The sequence below is a fragment of the Ruegeria sp. AA3 genome, from assembly GCF_056542905.1.
Window position 1 is genome coordinate 161,901 of sequence record NZ_JBQGAQ010000002.1, and the last position, 13,092, is coordinate 174,992.

The window sequence follows — 13,092 nt, forward strand, 5'->3', positions numbered from 1 at the left end:
CCGTACCCCCTCTTTCAAATTCCTCAATATCCTCAATATATATACCCCCTATACCTAGTACCCCCTCAGACGGGGACCTTTACGAGGATCGGAAATACCCACAAGCGGGGGCAGAGGACGCCTTCGTTCGTATACCGCTAGCCTTACTTTACGACCTAGGCGCTCCCCCACATCTCCGGCTGGCGGCTGTTCTGATCCGACACTCTCGCATGCGGCAGCGTGCGCAGTTCAAATTGATCTCGGAGATGTGGCAGGAGGCCAACATCTCTTGCAGGGGGAACCGCGCCCGTGCCCTAGCCCGCCTCGAATCCCTGGACATCATCCGTGTTCAACGCCTGCCGGGCAGATCTCCCACCGTCTCGTTGAACATCGACAGGTACGGCTACGCACGTCCGTGGAAGCAATCGCCGGATCTCAAGGTCATCGAAGGAGGAGAGCCTGATGGGGATTAACCCCGAACTGGACGCCCGCCTATGGGCACGTGCCGACGCTGTCTGTGAACTGTGTGGCGATGGCGATGCGGACGAATACATTGCTCACCACTTGGACTACACCCGCGAGTTCGATGAGTGGTTGAGCGATGTCGTATTACTGTGCCGTAGGTGCCATGTCCTCCAGCATTTCCACAGCGCTTCGAGCCACAGGCGGTTTGCTTCTGGCAATCTGAACGGGTTCCGCACGTTACGGCCTTGCTCCCCCCACCCACAGTCATGGCCGGGGACAATCCTCCCACCTCGCCTGTTGCTGGCGGTGTTGCAAGATCCGCATAGCGATTTAGGGGAGAAACTGGGCACCGCGACGTTACCCAACAACTCACTATTGGTGATCCATGAGAACGGGATCTTCACACCCAAACCGGCCAACCTCACGATTGAAGAACTGGCCTATGACTTCCTCTTACCTGTAGCGTTGGAGATCAGCCGTCTCGCTCTGAAGCGATACCCTGTCGGCGAAGACGGCTTCCCGATGAAGCAGTTACCTATGCCCAAGCGGATCGGCTCGCTGCCTCTCCTTCGATACCAAGAAGCGCTGGGTGTATCTCAGGATGCGTAATGTAGGAACTGCCCCGTGAACCGTGCCGCCGACATACGCCGCCAATTTGGGATCACCAAACTGCAGTGGACCCGTGCAGCCAACAAAGCTGCCAAGCGTGTTCGCAATGGTGATCCGGCACTGGGTCACGTGTTGATGAGCTATCTGACGCAACTGTGCGGCATGCCGGTTGATCAGGCTTTCGATGAGATTGAACGCGTGACCGGTGAGCGCCCAGCACATTCCCCGACACCGATAGAGCAAACCAAATCACTGGCGTTCGTTCGCGCCTCCGATGACCAAAGGAGCAAGGCGAAATGACCAACATGATCCAGCTTGCGAAGCTGTGGCAGCGTACATCCACCAACTCGGGCAAGGTCTATTACGGCGGCCTACTGGGCGATGCGAACGTTTTGTTGTTCAAGAACGACCGTAAGGACGCCAAGGACGATCACGACCTGACGCTGTTCATCGCGCCCCAAAAGCCCAAGCCGAAGTCCAAGACCGACGACAGGCGCCAGGATGACCTGTTTGGGCGCGACCCGTACTCGGGTGATGAGGTGATCGAATGATGGATGTGTTGGAGAAGGTGATGAAGCATGGAGAAAGGAGCTCTCACCTGAACCGAGGTGGAGTGCATGGTGCCGATACCTGTGGGACCCCTATCACCCTGACCAAATCTCTCCGACCTTTGGACCTGTGTTTACCCCCCTTCGAGGTCGAAGAGCGGGTCCCTATACACACCGGTATTACACAAACCGGTCACAATGTTCCCGATCCTATGTTGATTAACCCGACCCCGATTTTTCTGGGGGAATTTTTTTGGCCGAATTTCCGGAAACTGTTCACCGAATTCCAACCGACGAAGTCCTGCCGATGAACGACACGAGCACCGAGAAACCCCGCATTCGTGGCAAGTTGGGTCTGGCGACTGCCGCTAAAACGTCCAGCGCCCTCGAGAAACACGCCCAGACGACCGTGGAGCCGATTTCCCCGCCCACTGAGCCGTCTGCACCCCCTAACGCACTTCCTGAGGCCGCTCAGACGCCCGCAGAGAAAGCCGATCTGGCGCTGGCTGAGGCCAAACGTCGTTGGCCTGTGATGTTCGACCCGTCAAATCCGCTCCCGCTTGCTATCGGCCTGAGGGATGCCATCCGCAAGGAACTGGGTATCAGCAACCAAGTTGCACGGATCATGGTCGGGCGTTGGGCGAAACGGTGGGCGTATCTGCGGGCCTTGGCCCACCCCGACAGCCAGCGACACAACCTTGACGGAACAGTTACCGAACCAGTGGCAGGTGAACATCGAAAGGCCGCTGCTGATCTACTGGCCAACAGACAGAAGCGTCGGGAGAAGCGCGATGGCTGATGGTGGGCAGGCCACGAACGTTTCCGAACAACGGGGTCTTCGAGTAGGTAACGAACCGACGACCAAGTGTCGAATTTGCACGTGGCGAATGGAGGATCGGCTCCGGCTGGTTCACGCGCACCTTGAGGGTGCATCTTACCGGGCGCTTGCCAAACAATTCCCTGCAGGCACGACCGCGATCTTCGAGCACCTGACCAAATGCGAGGCTGCCAACATCGCGCGTCAAAAGCTGCATCGCCACCGTGCCGTTGACTGGGGTCCGATATTGAGCGTGCTGGCAGAGGCGGGCGAGGTTGCTGGCGCTTCGATCCAAGCTGGGTTTGAGACGGGCGATATCTCAGGTGCCATGGACGCTGTTGACAGGTTGACTGACAACGTGACTGCGCGCACCGCTCTGGCACAGCGCCTGCGGGACCATGAGCACCACGAGATTGCTGCCGCCCTAAGGGAGATCGCCGCGCATTACACGCACGCCGACCCGCTGCACGCCCCAGCGATCATTGACGCTGTTCTGAAGGACCGACCGCATGCGCGTAATGCGATTGAGGATGTGCTAAAATCCTCGACAACAGGAGGCCTGAACGATGACAAAAGAGACGATTGATCTGTCCGCCATGAAGGCCGAACAGAAGGCCAAGTCCCGCGACCGTGCGACCGAGCACCTGCTGAAGATGGCCCCCGAGCAGTTGGTCCTGCTTAAAATGCAGCAGAAAACGCGTGAGGTTTATCCGGACAACGTGGAGTATGAACTGACGCGGATTGCGTTGGAGAAGCGACGTAATGAGCAGTTACCGACACCGACCTATGACGACCTGAACGCTGCCGTGGAAGCTGCGTTTGCGGCCTTGTTACACGCCAATCAGATCGCAGTTCGGATGGAGGTGGGCAAGGTGGCCTTCGACCATGACAACCCCCTTCACCGGGATAGTCCTGAGGGTGTTGCCATAACAACGGCTGAGGCTTTGGTCGCAATGCGCTGGCGCGAGGAGCCACCTGAGCACAAACGTGAGTTCAACTGTCACCGCCCCGGCATCGACGACGATGCACCCCTTCACCCAGACTGGCTGCCGGGCGGCTGTTATTACGAGGGTGATGTAGTCGAACGCGAGTTGGGCATGGACAAGGTCCCCTTCGATCAGGTCTCCGAAGAACTGCGCGACCGTCGGTTCAACAAGATCGTTGAACGGGTGCGACTGCCTGAGGAGAAGGACTGGAGCGAACTGGAACGCGAATACGGTGTGGAGGTATAGATGGCTGATCTACGTGTGGTAAACGACGACGACGATGCAATTGACGGTGAAATCTTTGGCCCTGTACCTGACGCCGACCTGATCGCCGCCGCTGGCACTCTGACTGGAGCACGCGCTTTAACTGCCGAGGCTATGGCGATCACGATATCCATTGCCCGTGACCCGACCGAGGAGCCTAAGAACCGGATTGCGGGCGCTATGGCCACGGGTGCTCTGGCGGCTCGGCTCCCTGCGCTGGCAGAGGCACAGCTTGATATCGAAAAGCGTGAACGGAAGGTCGTGGCTAGAAAGCTAAATCTGGGGCACGCTGATCCGTTCCGGGCAATTGAAAAGGCTGAGGCTATGGACACGCTGGAGACCCATGCCCAGATGCGCGGGATCGAGGTGAAGAAATGACAGCCACTGCGCGCAAGATCATCGACTTTGTTTCGGAGTACCAAGACCGCGCGGACTACTCCCCGTCCACTGATGTTATTGACCTGCCAGCGCTGAGCGAAGCCGAACGTGTCGCGCGCACCGACGTTGAGCGTGAGCCCGACCGTCCCGGTGACAAGTTGGTTCACGTGATACGAGCAGCCACCGACGCCGCCCACAACGCGACAGACGTGGCTATGTCAGAGGAAACGGGTGAGCGCAGTCTGAAGCTCTTGTGCAAGGCATCAGACGCATTGTGTCGTTTAACGAATGCGATCTATCCGATCCTGAAACGGGAAAATGCCCTCTTGACTGGCTCCATGTGGAACCAGAAGTCTGCCCGTCTTGCCATGCGGATCGGTCCATATGTGCCACCCCAACACAGGGCGAAGATTGCCGAAATACTGGAGAGTGAACTGACGCGCGGTATACCTGACGGTCGTTTGGTTTCAGATGAACTGAAGATTGCCCTGAACCTTTATCGCAAGCCGTACAATAGTGGGGGCACTGCTGATGGCTGATGCGTTGGAGATACTGAAAGCGGCCATGCCAAATGCTGCCAAGGTCTTGGCACGGATGGCTGCGCAGGGTGATTTATCAGCCCGTGATCGTCTTTTGCAGGCATACCCGGATAGCGCTGACGAGATGATCGATCGGGCGCGAAGGGCCCTCAAGAAGGAGAAACAAAATGCTGAGACGTAGACCAACAAGCCCAGACTTTCTGTCAAAGACCAACGCGATCCGAAGGGCGAATGGCCAGTTGCCTCTGACACCTTTGAAGGGTTCCATTTCAGGTGGGAAGCGCCGACCAACTACCGGAATGAAATCCGGGGGCACCTCCCCCAAGACCACGGATCGCGGTCGTTTGCGTCGGATCACGGAACAAATCGCCAATGGGGGGCAACCCTTGTCGAAGGGCCAGAAGCGTTGATTGCTCCCTGTTGCCTTGATCGCTGGCCATCTGCCATCTGAACCCTACCTTCTACTCGGATCAAATCTGGCGTGTTCAAGACGGTGAGAGTTTCGTTCTGGATTGCCCCGATGCCTACGCCACCCACACCGTTGCGTCTTACTACCGGCTCTGGGCAGGCGAACTACCTGATGAGGCCGAAGACGACACTGACGCCCCGATCTCTGACGAACTTTCAGAGGAAGAACTGCTGCGTGCTCTTATCGACGCCCAAGCCCACATCGAAGGAGCCCCGGTATGAGTATTCACATGGCAGGCTCAGGCGAGGAGCAGATCATCGATCCAGCACAGGCCGAGCAGGATGACGCATTGGTCAAGGCGCTGGTGCAGTCATACTTGCAAAGCCGCCGTCGTGACCTCAACGCCATCCGTCAAACCCACCGGGTGGCCGAGGCTTACAATCGAACCGTCTACGGTATCGGCGGCCATGATATCGACATCGATCCGCGTGCAGTGTCCGAACGCCAGTGGCGGTGTGCCCTAAAGTTGGCGGCGACGTTTATCCAGAGTGGCGGCACCATGACCCCGGCACAAGTCCGTCACGAATGGGCGATCCACATGGCGCAGCAGGATACGCTGCGGTACCTCAACGACGACCTGCTTGCCCCGTTTGAGGAATTGGATACCCACCTATTCAATGTGGCGTGGTCAACTCGCACACCGCGTTCAGCCATGATCTCTTCCAAATCACGATACGACACTGTGTACCGCAAATAGAAGTACACAGCGTACAAAACGGCATCCTTGGGGAAATGGCAGCCTTTCAAGGAAATCATGCTGAAACCTGTTGGAGAACAATACGCGGACAACAAACGTCGGATTCTGCATGCTCGTCAATCTAGGTCCAAAGTTTGCGACACAACCGCCAACACTGCTGGAATCAAGGCGATCAACAAGATGTTGAAAGGCTTTGTGTCACTGTGCCTTTAATTGCTGGACGCTCTCTTCAAAAAGTTGAGCAAAATCAGTCCCAAATTGTGCCCTTAGTTTCTGGACTGTGTCATTAATTGTCGGACTGTGCCCTTAAATCCAAGACTGTGCATTCTGGGGATAAGTCGTGTGTCAGCCAGAAGTGAACAGGTACAACGGCCCTTTATTCCCTCACCGAGAGTGTTTGAAATCGCGGGTTGGCAACTTGTGGATATCCGAGAATTAAGGGCACAAAACCGGGTCAAATGTCCGGTAGTGTGTCTGCGTCCATAAATCAAGGGCACAATGACAACAGATATCCAAATAAGTTATACTTAGAGTATTGTTTTGTGCCACGGTCTACGTTCCTGCGAGTGCCAGTTCCAAAAGTGTATGATGGCATGCGAAAACCTTGATATTTGGCTTTTGTTGACCATCGTGCTATGGCGATCAGGTTTGTTGAGCTTCAGACGGCCTAAAATTCAATTAAAAAACTTAAGAGGTGAGTAATGCCACAGTGGCATACAATCGAGGAACTTACGACGGATATTCTCCGCGAATTTGAAGCCGAAAGAACTGCAGGTGGAACAGAAGAAGCGGCGGTAGTGCGTGCCTCCGCTTTATTGGCAATGCACCGTGACGACATCGCCAGCCCAAATATTAGCTATGGCCTTACCGTCGCTGTTCTGCGGTCTGTTCTGGAAATCGTGGACCCACATGGGACACGGCACTAGGGTCAGGACCCATTGATTTCCGCTTGGCTGCGTGATTCACGGTTCGAAAAACGAGCGGTGAACATGTCTGATCTTTTCTGGCTGACCGATGCGCAGATGGCGCGTCTTGAGCCCTTCTTTCCAAAATCCCACGGCAAGCCCCGCGTCGACGACCGACGTGTGCTGAGTGGCATTATCTTTATCAATCGCAATGGCTTACGATGGCGCGATGCACCTGCGGCGTATGGGCCTCATAAGACGCTGTACAACCGTTGGAAGCGGTGGAGCGATAAGGGTATCTTTGCCCAGATGATGGTGGGTCTGGCGGCTGGACACGGCGAAGAGAAGACCGTGATGATCGACGCCACCTACCTGAAGGCGCACCGTACAGCGACCAGTTTGGGCGTTAAAAAGGGGGGCGTGGACGCCTGATTGGTCGGACGAAGGGCGGCATGAATACGAAGCTACATGCCATCTGCGACAGCCATGGTCGACCTCTCAACCTGTTCGTCACCGCCGGTCAAGTCAGCGACTACATCGGCGCTCGGGCTTTGTTGAGCAGCCTACCGAATGTTGATTGGCTGCTGGGTGACCGGGGCTATGATGCGGATTGGTTTAGAGAAGCGTTGAAAGACAAAGGGATACGCGCCTGTATCCCAGGCAGGAAACAGCGCAAGAAAGCTGTGAAGTATGACAAGCAACGCTACAAACGCCGCAACCGGATTGAAATCATGTTTGGTAGGCTCAAGGACTGGCGACGCGTAGCAACCCGATATGACAGATGCCCAAAGGTCTTCCTCTCGGCAATCGCACTCGCCGCAACCGTCATCTATTGGCTATGAGTCCTGACCCTAGAGCATCCGACTTTTAATCTGAGACATATCCGGCAGCTTTAATGTAATTCCAGCATTCATCTGGTGAGAAGAGATCGCGGATTTCTGTGAGAGCTTTGAACGGCATTGCCAACTTGTTTGCGTTTGATTGAGCAGGGTGATGCCAGTTCCTATCAGACATTCATTTCGGCAACATAACCGCTCCAGAGGCCGAAAGTATCGGTTCTGACGTGACGGTAAAAGTTGATGGAGAGTTAATAGCGGCGGGGGAAAAAACAGTGTTGACTTGATCGTGAGCGCCAAGGAACCTTTGCGCCTGCCTTGCCGACTTGAACTTCCTCATCATCTTCTCACGCTTTCGAGTAGGTTTGTGTGATCCTTCGATCCGATTGCTTAATCTCTTAAGTGCGCGGTAATCCGCGCTCGGCCTGAAATAGCTTCGCAACTTGTCCGTGATCACGACACCGGGTTCGCCGTATTGCGAAATCAACCACTTCAGAAAACGCCTGACTGCCTTGGCATTTCGCCGTGGTTGGACGAAAATATCAAGAGCATCTCCGTTCGCATCCACCACCCGCCAGCGCCAGTATTTCCGACCGTTGATCGGGATGACCACTTCGTCCAATTGCCATTTGTCGGCAGCCCCTAGCCGGTCCCGCCTGATGCAAGTGGCGGAATGGCGGCCAAAGCGTTCGACCTATTGTCGGATAGTTTCCCGGCTCACCGTAACTCCGCGTTCAGCGAGCAGATCTTCAACATCAGCAGTGATGAGTGCAAAGCGATGGTAGTCCCAGACAGCATAGGCGGTGATCTAGCGCGGAAAACGAAAACCCTTCAGGCGCGGCATTTTTTTGGGCGGTATAGTCATGCGAGAGGCCTAACCAATTCAGAACCCGCAAACAAGTTGGCAATGCCGTGCCAACAGATTGGCTATCCGGTGACGATACGGGTGGATAACAGCAGCGAGTTTATCTCTCGGGACATGGACTAGTGGACCTGCCGCAACGGCATCACGCTCGACTTTGCACGCCCGGACAAACCGACCGACAACGCCTTTATCGAAGCGTTCAACTCCAAGTTCAGAGCAGAGTGCCTGAACATGCATTGGTTCCTGTCGCTGGCAGATGCTTGCAAAAAGATTGAGGAATGGCTTAGATACTACAACGAAGAAAGACCGCACAACGCCATCGGGAACTTCCCGCCGGCAATGCTGGCACACTCACATGACGATACCAGCCCGTCATGCTGAGAAAAAGCGGAATACTCTATGCCTACGCGGCAGAAGGTTGGGATTCAGTGCAAAACAGGAACGGATTCTACATCAAAACGGCCCGGATGAAGGGGCTGGGTCACACTCCGAGGTGCAACGTGCTTGCCAAAGTTTGCGACACATCCTCGTCAGAGTTGAAAACGCCCACGAAAACGCTCAAGCTAATCGCAATACAAAGTTACTTGGGAAATATCGGTTTATGCGGCTATGGCCAAGTTGGGGTACGGTGACGACCCTCAAAGAAAGCCCCGAAAATGTGAAACGTTTTGTGGCTCACCATCTCGCGATCGGTGCGCAGCAAATCGTGCTGTTCTTTGATGACCCAGAAGATCCCGCAGCAGAGCTGGTCACGCATTTGGACCGGGTTACAGTGGTGCTCTGCGATGACGAGCACTGGATAGACCGTCGTCCAGCCGCCCATCAAAAACGTCAAAAGATCAACGCAAACATCGCCTACCAGTCGACTAAGCTGGATTGGATCATCCATCTGGATGCGGATGAACTTATTCACGCTCGCATGGATGTCGCGCGGGCGCTGGCAGTCGTGCCGCCGTCCCAACAGGTGGTGCGTTTGCCCGTAGCCGAAAGCTTTGCTGGGACGCAGCGCGGGCGCAATATTTTCCGCTATGCCCTGCCGAATTCGAAGAAAGGACGCGAGGTGGGCGATCGTGTCTACGGAGAGGCCTATTCGATCCTCGATGGTGGATTGCTGAGCCATCGGGCGGGCAAGCACTTCGTTCGCACAGGGCAGCCCGATATGGCCCTGTCGATCCACGGCCCGTTTCAACACGGGACCCGCGACGAGGGCGAGCTTGCCAAAGATATGACGCTTCTGCATTTGCACAGCTATGACGAAGATGAATGGGTCGGATCTGTCCAGCGCCGCCTGAAACGCGGGGCCTACCAGAAAAAAAACAATGATGACAAGCGCGGTGCAGGAAAGACAGCGGATGGGCTTGGGCGGAATGCCTACCTCAATCGTATAATCGAGACAGAGGGCGAAGCAGGTTTGCGGGCCTTTCACCGTCGTGTGTGTCGCTTTGACAAGGACAAGCGCCCTCTGCGCCGCATGGGAGCACTGTTGCGGGTGGATCTTTGGGAAGCGGAGAAAAATGCCACATTTTTTCCCGGCAGTGCGCCCGTCGCGGCACGGTCCTTTCGTTTTGATGCCGCCAAAGGGCATTTTTTAGCCGAAGTGGATTTTCGAGGGACGCGCATGGTCGTCTTTCCGGATGACAACTATACCGACCACGAGTTGGCACGCGGGATCGAAGTTGAGAAAGAGGAACTTAATAGTATTCAGGCGCTCGTATCGGGCAAATCTGTTGTCCTCTACGATATCGGCGCAAATTCAGGCATTTACAGCCTTATGGTCGCCCGTAGTGCCAGTGATGAAAGCCGCATTCACGCCTTTGAACCCAACCCGGAAATGATGGCGCGTTTGCAACATAATATCGAATTGAACGGCTTTGATCAAATCCGGACCCATGGCGTGGCGCTCGCGGGTGAGGACGGCACCGCGCAACTGTATTTGCATTCAAACCTGGGGCAAGCCAGTTTGCTCGGATCCTCAGCCGCTGGGGATGACTCAAAAAATATTTCTTCCGGCAATTCCATTTCCGTATCGCTCAAACCATTGAAGGCCTTTGTGGAGGAACGGAAGCCTGGCGTGCTCTATGTCCTGAAAATAGACATTGAGGGCGCTGAACCGCTTTGCCTCATACCGTTCTTCCAATCCGCGCCGCGCATAACCTGGCCGGATTTCATCCTGTATGAACACGCCCATACTGACAAATGGCAGACCGTACCGGAGCAGGTTTTTCCGGAAGGGGCCTATGAGGTCTATCAGAAATTCGCAAGCAATACCCTGCTGCGGCGGTCTGATTTCGTAGGCAGTTGACGAACGCCCCTTCCTGCACCAAAAAGTCCGCAAAAAAAGTGGCTGATTGTGGAACGGGATGCAAAACTGTCCCCCATTGAGGAGTGATCGACGTCCAAAACTGCTTCCCCTGATAATTCTCAAATGATTTTGAGGAGTAGAACGACCGCTCAGTGCTGTGGTTTCAACTGATCGCTGCAACACAAGCTTCAAATTTCTCCGCTGGCGTTTGGTAATGCAAGGTCTTTCGAGGTCGCTCGTTGAGCTGGCGAGCGACGGCGCTGAGTTTGGCTTGGCTAAAGCCCGATATATCAATGCCTTTCGGGAAGTACTGTCTGAGAAGTCGGTTGGTATTCTCGTTGCTACCGCGTTGCCAAGGTGACCGCGGATCACAAAAGAAGACGTCAATCTTTGTGGCCATGGTGAACTTCGCATGACCGGCCATCTCAGATCCTCGGTCCCAGGTCAGTGACCGATACAGCTCTTTAGGCAACTTGCGCGCTTGCTTGATTAAAGCGGTGATGACGCTTTGTGTGTCTTTGTTCTCGACCTTCGCCAACATCACAAACCGGGAATGGCGTTCCACCAGCGTGGCGATGTAGCTGTTGTTGGATCCTACGATCAAATCACCTTCCCAGTGCCCTGGGACAGCGCGATCCTCGACCTCAGGAGGGCGTTCACTGATCGGGATCGCATTCTTGATCTTGCGTAGCTTCAACCCTTTCTGGGTCGCATGGCGAGAGCGCCTGATTGCACGTGGGCTGCGCAAACACTCCTGTAATTCCTTCTTCAAAACCCCATGGGTCTGCACATACAGGCTGCGATAGATCGTTTCATGCGACACGCGTTGCTGCTCCTCGTCCGGGTGCTTGCGCTTGAGCCAACCGGCGATCTGCTGAGGTGGCCATTTCCGACGCAACTTGCGTGCGATCAGTTGGCACAATGGGTCGTTGAACGAGAGCTTACATGATTTGGGCCGCGTTGCGCAGTCCCAGGCCCGCTGATCCGAGCGCGCCGCGCGATAGGCCTGACGCCCGCCGTTTCTATGAACCTCTCGGCTGATCGTTGATGGCGACCGGTTCAGGTTTCGCGCAATGGAGCGGAACGATTGCTGGGCGACCAACCCGCGAGATATCTCCTTCCGCTCCGATAGGCTCAAAGCAAATCGCGACCTCTTACGGGCAGGTGGCCGGATCCCGCCAAACTGCGCCAAATGCGGAAAGATCGAAGACGACGCACGATTGAAGTGCCGACCAATCGAACTCATCGACTCTCCGCGTTGCCACCGATCCCACATCTCGGACTTCTGTTCGTCTGTGTAAAACGTCCGCGTACGATACTTCATCTGTAACACTCCATCTTGCCAAAAAGACTAAAGTGTTGCGCTCACCCGTTGAAACCGCCGCCGCTTTGCTGTCATTTAGAAAAACAGTTAGAATACCGGGTCGAGACTAAAGCGAACCTTTGCAAGAACAATGCAAACTGCATAAGTTTGGTTTGATGGCTGTCATAAAAACTGATCGCATGTTCAACACCATACCAACAGGTGTCATAAGACGCTTTCCAAAATTTAGATCAAATACAGGGAGCATGTTCGCATGACTAGCTTTTTCGAGAAAGTCCGCCCGGAGATACAAGCGAATGGGCTGAGATACATTAGGTTTCTGAAGGCACTTCACAATCGATATGTGTTTGATTGGTATTTCGAAATCGGTAGTCGCAAAGGGAATTCGTTGGCCACGGTGCGCTCAAAAACGATTGCGGTGGATCCGGTGTTTTCGATCACAAAGAACGTAGTTGGAACAAAACCGGAGCTGCACCTGTTTCAGAAGACCAGTGACTCGTTTTTCGAGTCCGAATTCCTCGAGAACAACGACATTAAGGTTTCGCTTGCGTTTCTCGATGGAATGCACCTGTTCGAGTATTTGCTTAGGGACTTCATCGCGACGGAACGTAACTGCGCGCGCGACAGCATCATCATGCTACATGATTGCTGTCCTTGGAACCTCGAAATGACAACGCGGGATCTCGACAATCTGCCCGAAGGCCCTTGGACCGGGGATGTTTTCAAACTTATTCCGATCTTGCAGAAGTATCGCCCGGACCTTCGCATTGATGTCTTTGACTGCAAGCCCACGGGTCTGGTTGCGGTATCAAAGCTTGACCCGGACAACGCTGTGCTCAGAGATACATATGCCCAGATAGTGCAAGACTACTTGACAATTGATTTTTCTTCGGACGAAGCAGAGAAACTGTATGATAGCTTTGACTACGTGTCTGCGGACGCAGAAGCAGAGGCAGGTTTTCCATTGTTCGATGGGCCGGGGCAGATCATAACGGTCAGTGGCCATCAAAAAGTAACTCCATAATTAGTCAGTCAGGAAAATTGGTAATTTGACAAAACCCGAAAGATCTGCAGTGCCCCGCCTTATACCGGAACGTCGATTTCGGGAC

15 protein-coding genes and 3 pseudogenes are annotated in these 13,092 nt (G+C 54.7%); 15 read left to right on the forward strand and 3 right to left on the reverse strand.

Annotation, left to right across the window (positions count from 1 at the left end; genetic code table 11):
- Positions 1-441 precede the first annotated feature (441 nt).
- The 10 genes from ACR0JR_RS05270 to ACR0JR_RS05315 all read left to right on the forward strand — a co-directional run bounded on the left by ACR0JR_RS05270 (position 442) and on the right by ACR0JR_RS05315 (position 4,995).
- Positions 442-1,053: a hypothetical protein gene (locus ACR0JR_RS05270; RefSeq protein WP_170781460.1), complete on the forward strand. Its 612-nt coding sequence runs from the start codon at positions 442-444 to the stop codon at positions 1,051-1,053.
- 15 nt (positions 1,054-1,068) lie between these two features.
- Positions 1,069-1,353 (forward strand): hypothetical protein, encoded by a 285-nt coding sequence (locus ACR0JR_RS05275; RefSeq protein WP_170781461.1) that lies wholly within the window; start codon positions 1,069-1,071, stop codon positions 1,351-1,353.
- A complete protein-coding gene (locus ACR0JR_RS05280) occupies positions 1,350-1,604 on the forward strand; it encodes a hypothetical protein (RefSeq protein ID WP_170781462.1) in 255 nt (84 codons plus the stop codon). Before ACR0JR_RS05275 ends, ACR0JR_RS05280 begins: the two co-directional genes overlap by 4 nt.
- Before the next feature lie 250 nt (positions 1,605-1,854).
- Complete coding sequence (locus tag ACR0JR_RS05285) at positions 1,855-2,400, forward strand: ProQ/FinO family protein (protein ID WP_170781463.1); 546 nt, start codon at positions 1,855-1,857, stop codon at positions 2,398-2,400.
- Between the two features lie 88 nt (positions 2,401-2,488).
- Positions 2,489-3,004: a hypothetical protein gene (locus tag ACR0JR_RS05290; RefSeq protein ID WP_170781464.1), complete on the forward strand. Its 516-nt coding sequence runs from the start codon at positions 2,489-2,491 to the stop codon at positions 3,002-3,004.
- Complete coding sequence (locus tag ACR0JR_RS05295) at positions 2,985-3,650, forward strand: hypothetical protein (protein WP_170781465.1); 666 nt, start codon at positions 2,985-2,987, stop codon at positions 3,648-3,650. Before ACR0JR_RS05290 ends, ACR0JR_RS05295 begins: the two co-directional genes overlap by 20 nt.
- Positions 3,651-4,046 (forward strand): hypothetical protein, encoded by a 396-nt coding sequence (locus ACR0JR_RS05300; RefSeq protein WP_170781466.1) that lies wholly within the window; start codon positions 3,651-3,653, stop codon positions 4,044-4,046.
- A complete protein-coding gene (locus ACR0JR_RS05305) occupies positions 4,043-4,585 on the forward strand; it encodes a hypothetical protein (RefSeq protein WP_170781467.1) in 543 nt (180 codons plus the stop codon). The genes ACR0JR_RS05300 and ACR0JR_RS05305 overlap by 4 nt, the downstream gene beginning before the upstream one ends.
- Positions 4,578-4,766, forward strand: coding sequence for a hypothetical protein (locus ACR0JR_RS05310; RefSeq protein WP_170781468.1), 189 nt, complete (start codon positions 4,578-4,580; stop codon positions 4,764-4,766). The genes ACR0JR_RS05305 and ACR0JR_RS05310 overlap by 8 nt, the downstream gene beginning before the upstream one ends.
- Positions 4,753-4,995 (forward strand): hypothetical protein, encoded by a 243-nt coding sequence (locus tag ACR0JR_RS05315; RefSeq protein WP_480455323.1) that lies wholly within the window; start codon positions 4,753-4,755, stop codon positions 4,993-4,995. Before ACR0JR_RS05310 ends, ACR0JR_RS05315 begins: the two co-directional genes overlap by 14 nt.
- A 662-nt stretch (positions 4,996-5,657) precedes the next feature.
- On the opposite strand, the pseudogene ACR0JR_RS05320 reads toward ACR0JR_RS05315, so the two are convergent.
- Positions 5,658-5,810, reverse strand: a pseudogene (locus ACR0JR_RS05320) (IS6-like element ISPmar1 family transposase); the annotation flags it as partial.
- Positions 5,811-6,452: 642 nt separating this feature from the next.
- On the opposite strand from ACR0JR_RS05320, the gene ACR0JR_RS05325 reads away from it, so the two are divergent.
- Together ACR0JR_RS05325 and ACR0JR_RS05330 are read left to right on the forward strand one after the other, a co-directional pair.
- A complete protein-coding gene (locus tag ACR0JR_RS05325) occupies positions 6,453-6,677 on the forward strand; it encodes a hypothetical protein (RefSeq protein ID WP_170780364.1) in 225 nt (74 codons plus the stop codon).
- Positions 6,678-6,740: 63 nt separating this feature from the next.
- A protein-coding gene (locus tag ACR0JR_RS05330) for an IS5 family transposase (RefSeq protein WP_170780365.1) occupies positions 6,741-7,498 on the forward strand; the annotation gives its coding sequence in 2 pieces (ribosomal slippage) (positions 6,741-7,065 and positions 7,065-7,498; 759 coding nt in all).
- A 164-nt stretch (positions 7,499-7,662) separates the two neighbouring features.
- On the opposite strand, the pseudogene ACR0JR_RS05335 reads toward ACR0JR_RS05330, so the two are convergent.
- Positions 7,663-8,300, reverse strand: a pseudogene (locus tag ACR0JR_RS05335) (IS6 family transposase).
- 111 nt (positions 8,301-8,411) lie between these two features.
- Here ACR0JR_RS05335 and ACR0JR_RS05340 point away from each other — a divergent pair.
- Together ACR0JR_RS05340 and ACR0JR_RS05345 are read left to right on the forward strand one after the other, a co-directional pair.
- Positions 8,412-8,738, forward strand: a pseudogene (locus tag ACR0JR_RS05340) (transposase); the annotation flags it as partial.
- Between the two features lie 247 nt (positions 8,739-8,985).
- Positions 8,986-10,659, forward strand: a complete 1,674-nt coding sequence (locus ACR0JR_RS05345; RefSeq protein WP_480455325.1) for an FkbM family methyltransferase — start codon at positions 8,986-8,988, stop codon at positions 10,657-10,659.
- A gap of 163 nt (positions 10,660-10,822) precedes the next feature.
- Here the strand turns inward: ACR0JR_RS05345 and ACR0JR_RS05350 are convergent, their stop codons facing one another.
- Positions 10,823-11,983: an IS30 family transposase gene (locus ACR0JR_RS05350; protein ID WP_170780367.1), complete on the reverse strand. Its 1,161-nt coding sequence runs from the start codon at positions 11,981-11,983 to the stop codon at positions 10,823-10,825.
- Between the two features lie 253 nt (positions 11,984-12,236).
- Here ACR0JR_RS05350 and ACR0JR_RS05355 point away from each other — a divergent pair, with 253 nt between their 5' ends.
- Positions 12,237-13,007, forward strand: coding sequence for a class I SAM-dependent methyltransferase (locus tag ACR0JR_RS05355; protein WP_170780368.1), 771 nt, complete (start codon positions 12,237-12,239; stop codon positions 13,005-13,007).
- Positions 13,008-13,092 lie beyond the last annotated feature (85 nt).

What these genes read in the sequence shown, in the direction of transcription:
- ACR0JR_RS05270 (WP_170781460.1), top strand. Translation starts at nt 442, where the DNA reads ATGGGGATTAACCCCGAACTGGACGCCCGCCTATGGGCACGTGCCGAC.
- ACR0JR_RS05280 (WP_170781462.1), top strand. Translation starts at nt 1,350, where the DNA reads ATGACCAACATGATCCAGCTTGCGAAGCTGTGGCAGCGTACATCCACC.
- ACR0JR_RS05290 (WP_170781464.1), top strand. Translation starts at nt 2,489, where the DNA reads ATGGAGGATCGGCTCCGGCTGGTTCACGCGCACCTTGAGGGTGCATCT.
- ACR0JR_RS05295 (WP_170781465.1), top strand. Translation starts at nt 2,985, where the DNA reads ATGACAAAAGAGACGATTGATCTGTCCGCCATGAAGGCCGAACAGAAG.
- ACR0JR_RS05300 (WP_170781466.1), top strand. Translation starts at nt 3,651, where the DNA reads ATGGCTGATCTACGTGTGGTAAACGACGACGACGATGCAATTGACGGT.
- ACR0JR_RS05305 (WP_170781467.1), top strand. Translation starts at nt 4,043, where the DNA reads ATGACAGCCACTGCGCGCAAGATCATCGACTTTGTTTCGGAGTACCAA.
- ACR0JR_RS05310 (WP_170781468.1), top strand. Translation starts at nt 4,578, where the DNA reads ATGGCTGATGCGTTGGAGATACTGAAAGCGGCCATGCCAAATGCTGCC.
- ACR0JR_RS05315 (WP_480455323.1), top strand. Translation starts at nt 4,753, where the DNA reads ATGCTGAGACGTAGACCAACAAGCCCAGACTTTCTGTCAAAGACCAAC.
- ACR0JR_RS05325 (WP_170780364.1), top strand. Translation starts at nt 6,453, where the DNA reads ATGCCACAGTGGCATACAATCGAGGAACTTACGACGGATATTCTCCGC.
- ACR0JR_RS05350 (WP_170780367.1), bottom strand. Translation starts at nt 11,983, where the DNA reads ATGAAGTATCGTACGCGGACGTTTTACACAGACGAACAGAAGTCCGAG.
- ACR0JR_RS05355 (WP_170780368.1), top strand. Translation starts at nt 12,237, where the DNA reads ATGACTAGCTTTTTCGAGAAAGTCCGCCCGGAGATACAAGCGAATGGG.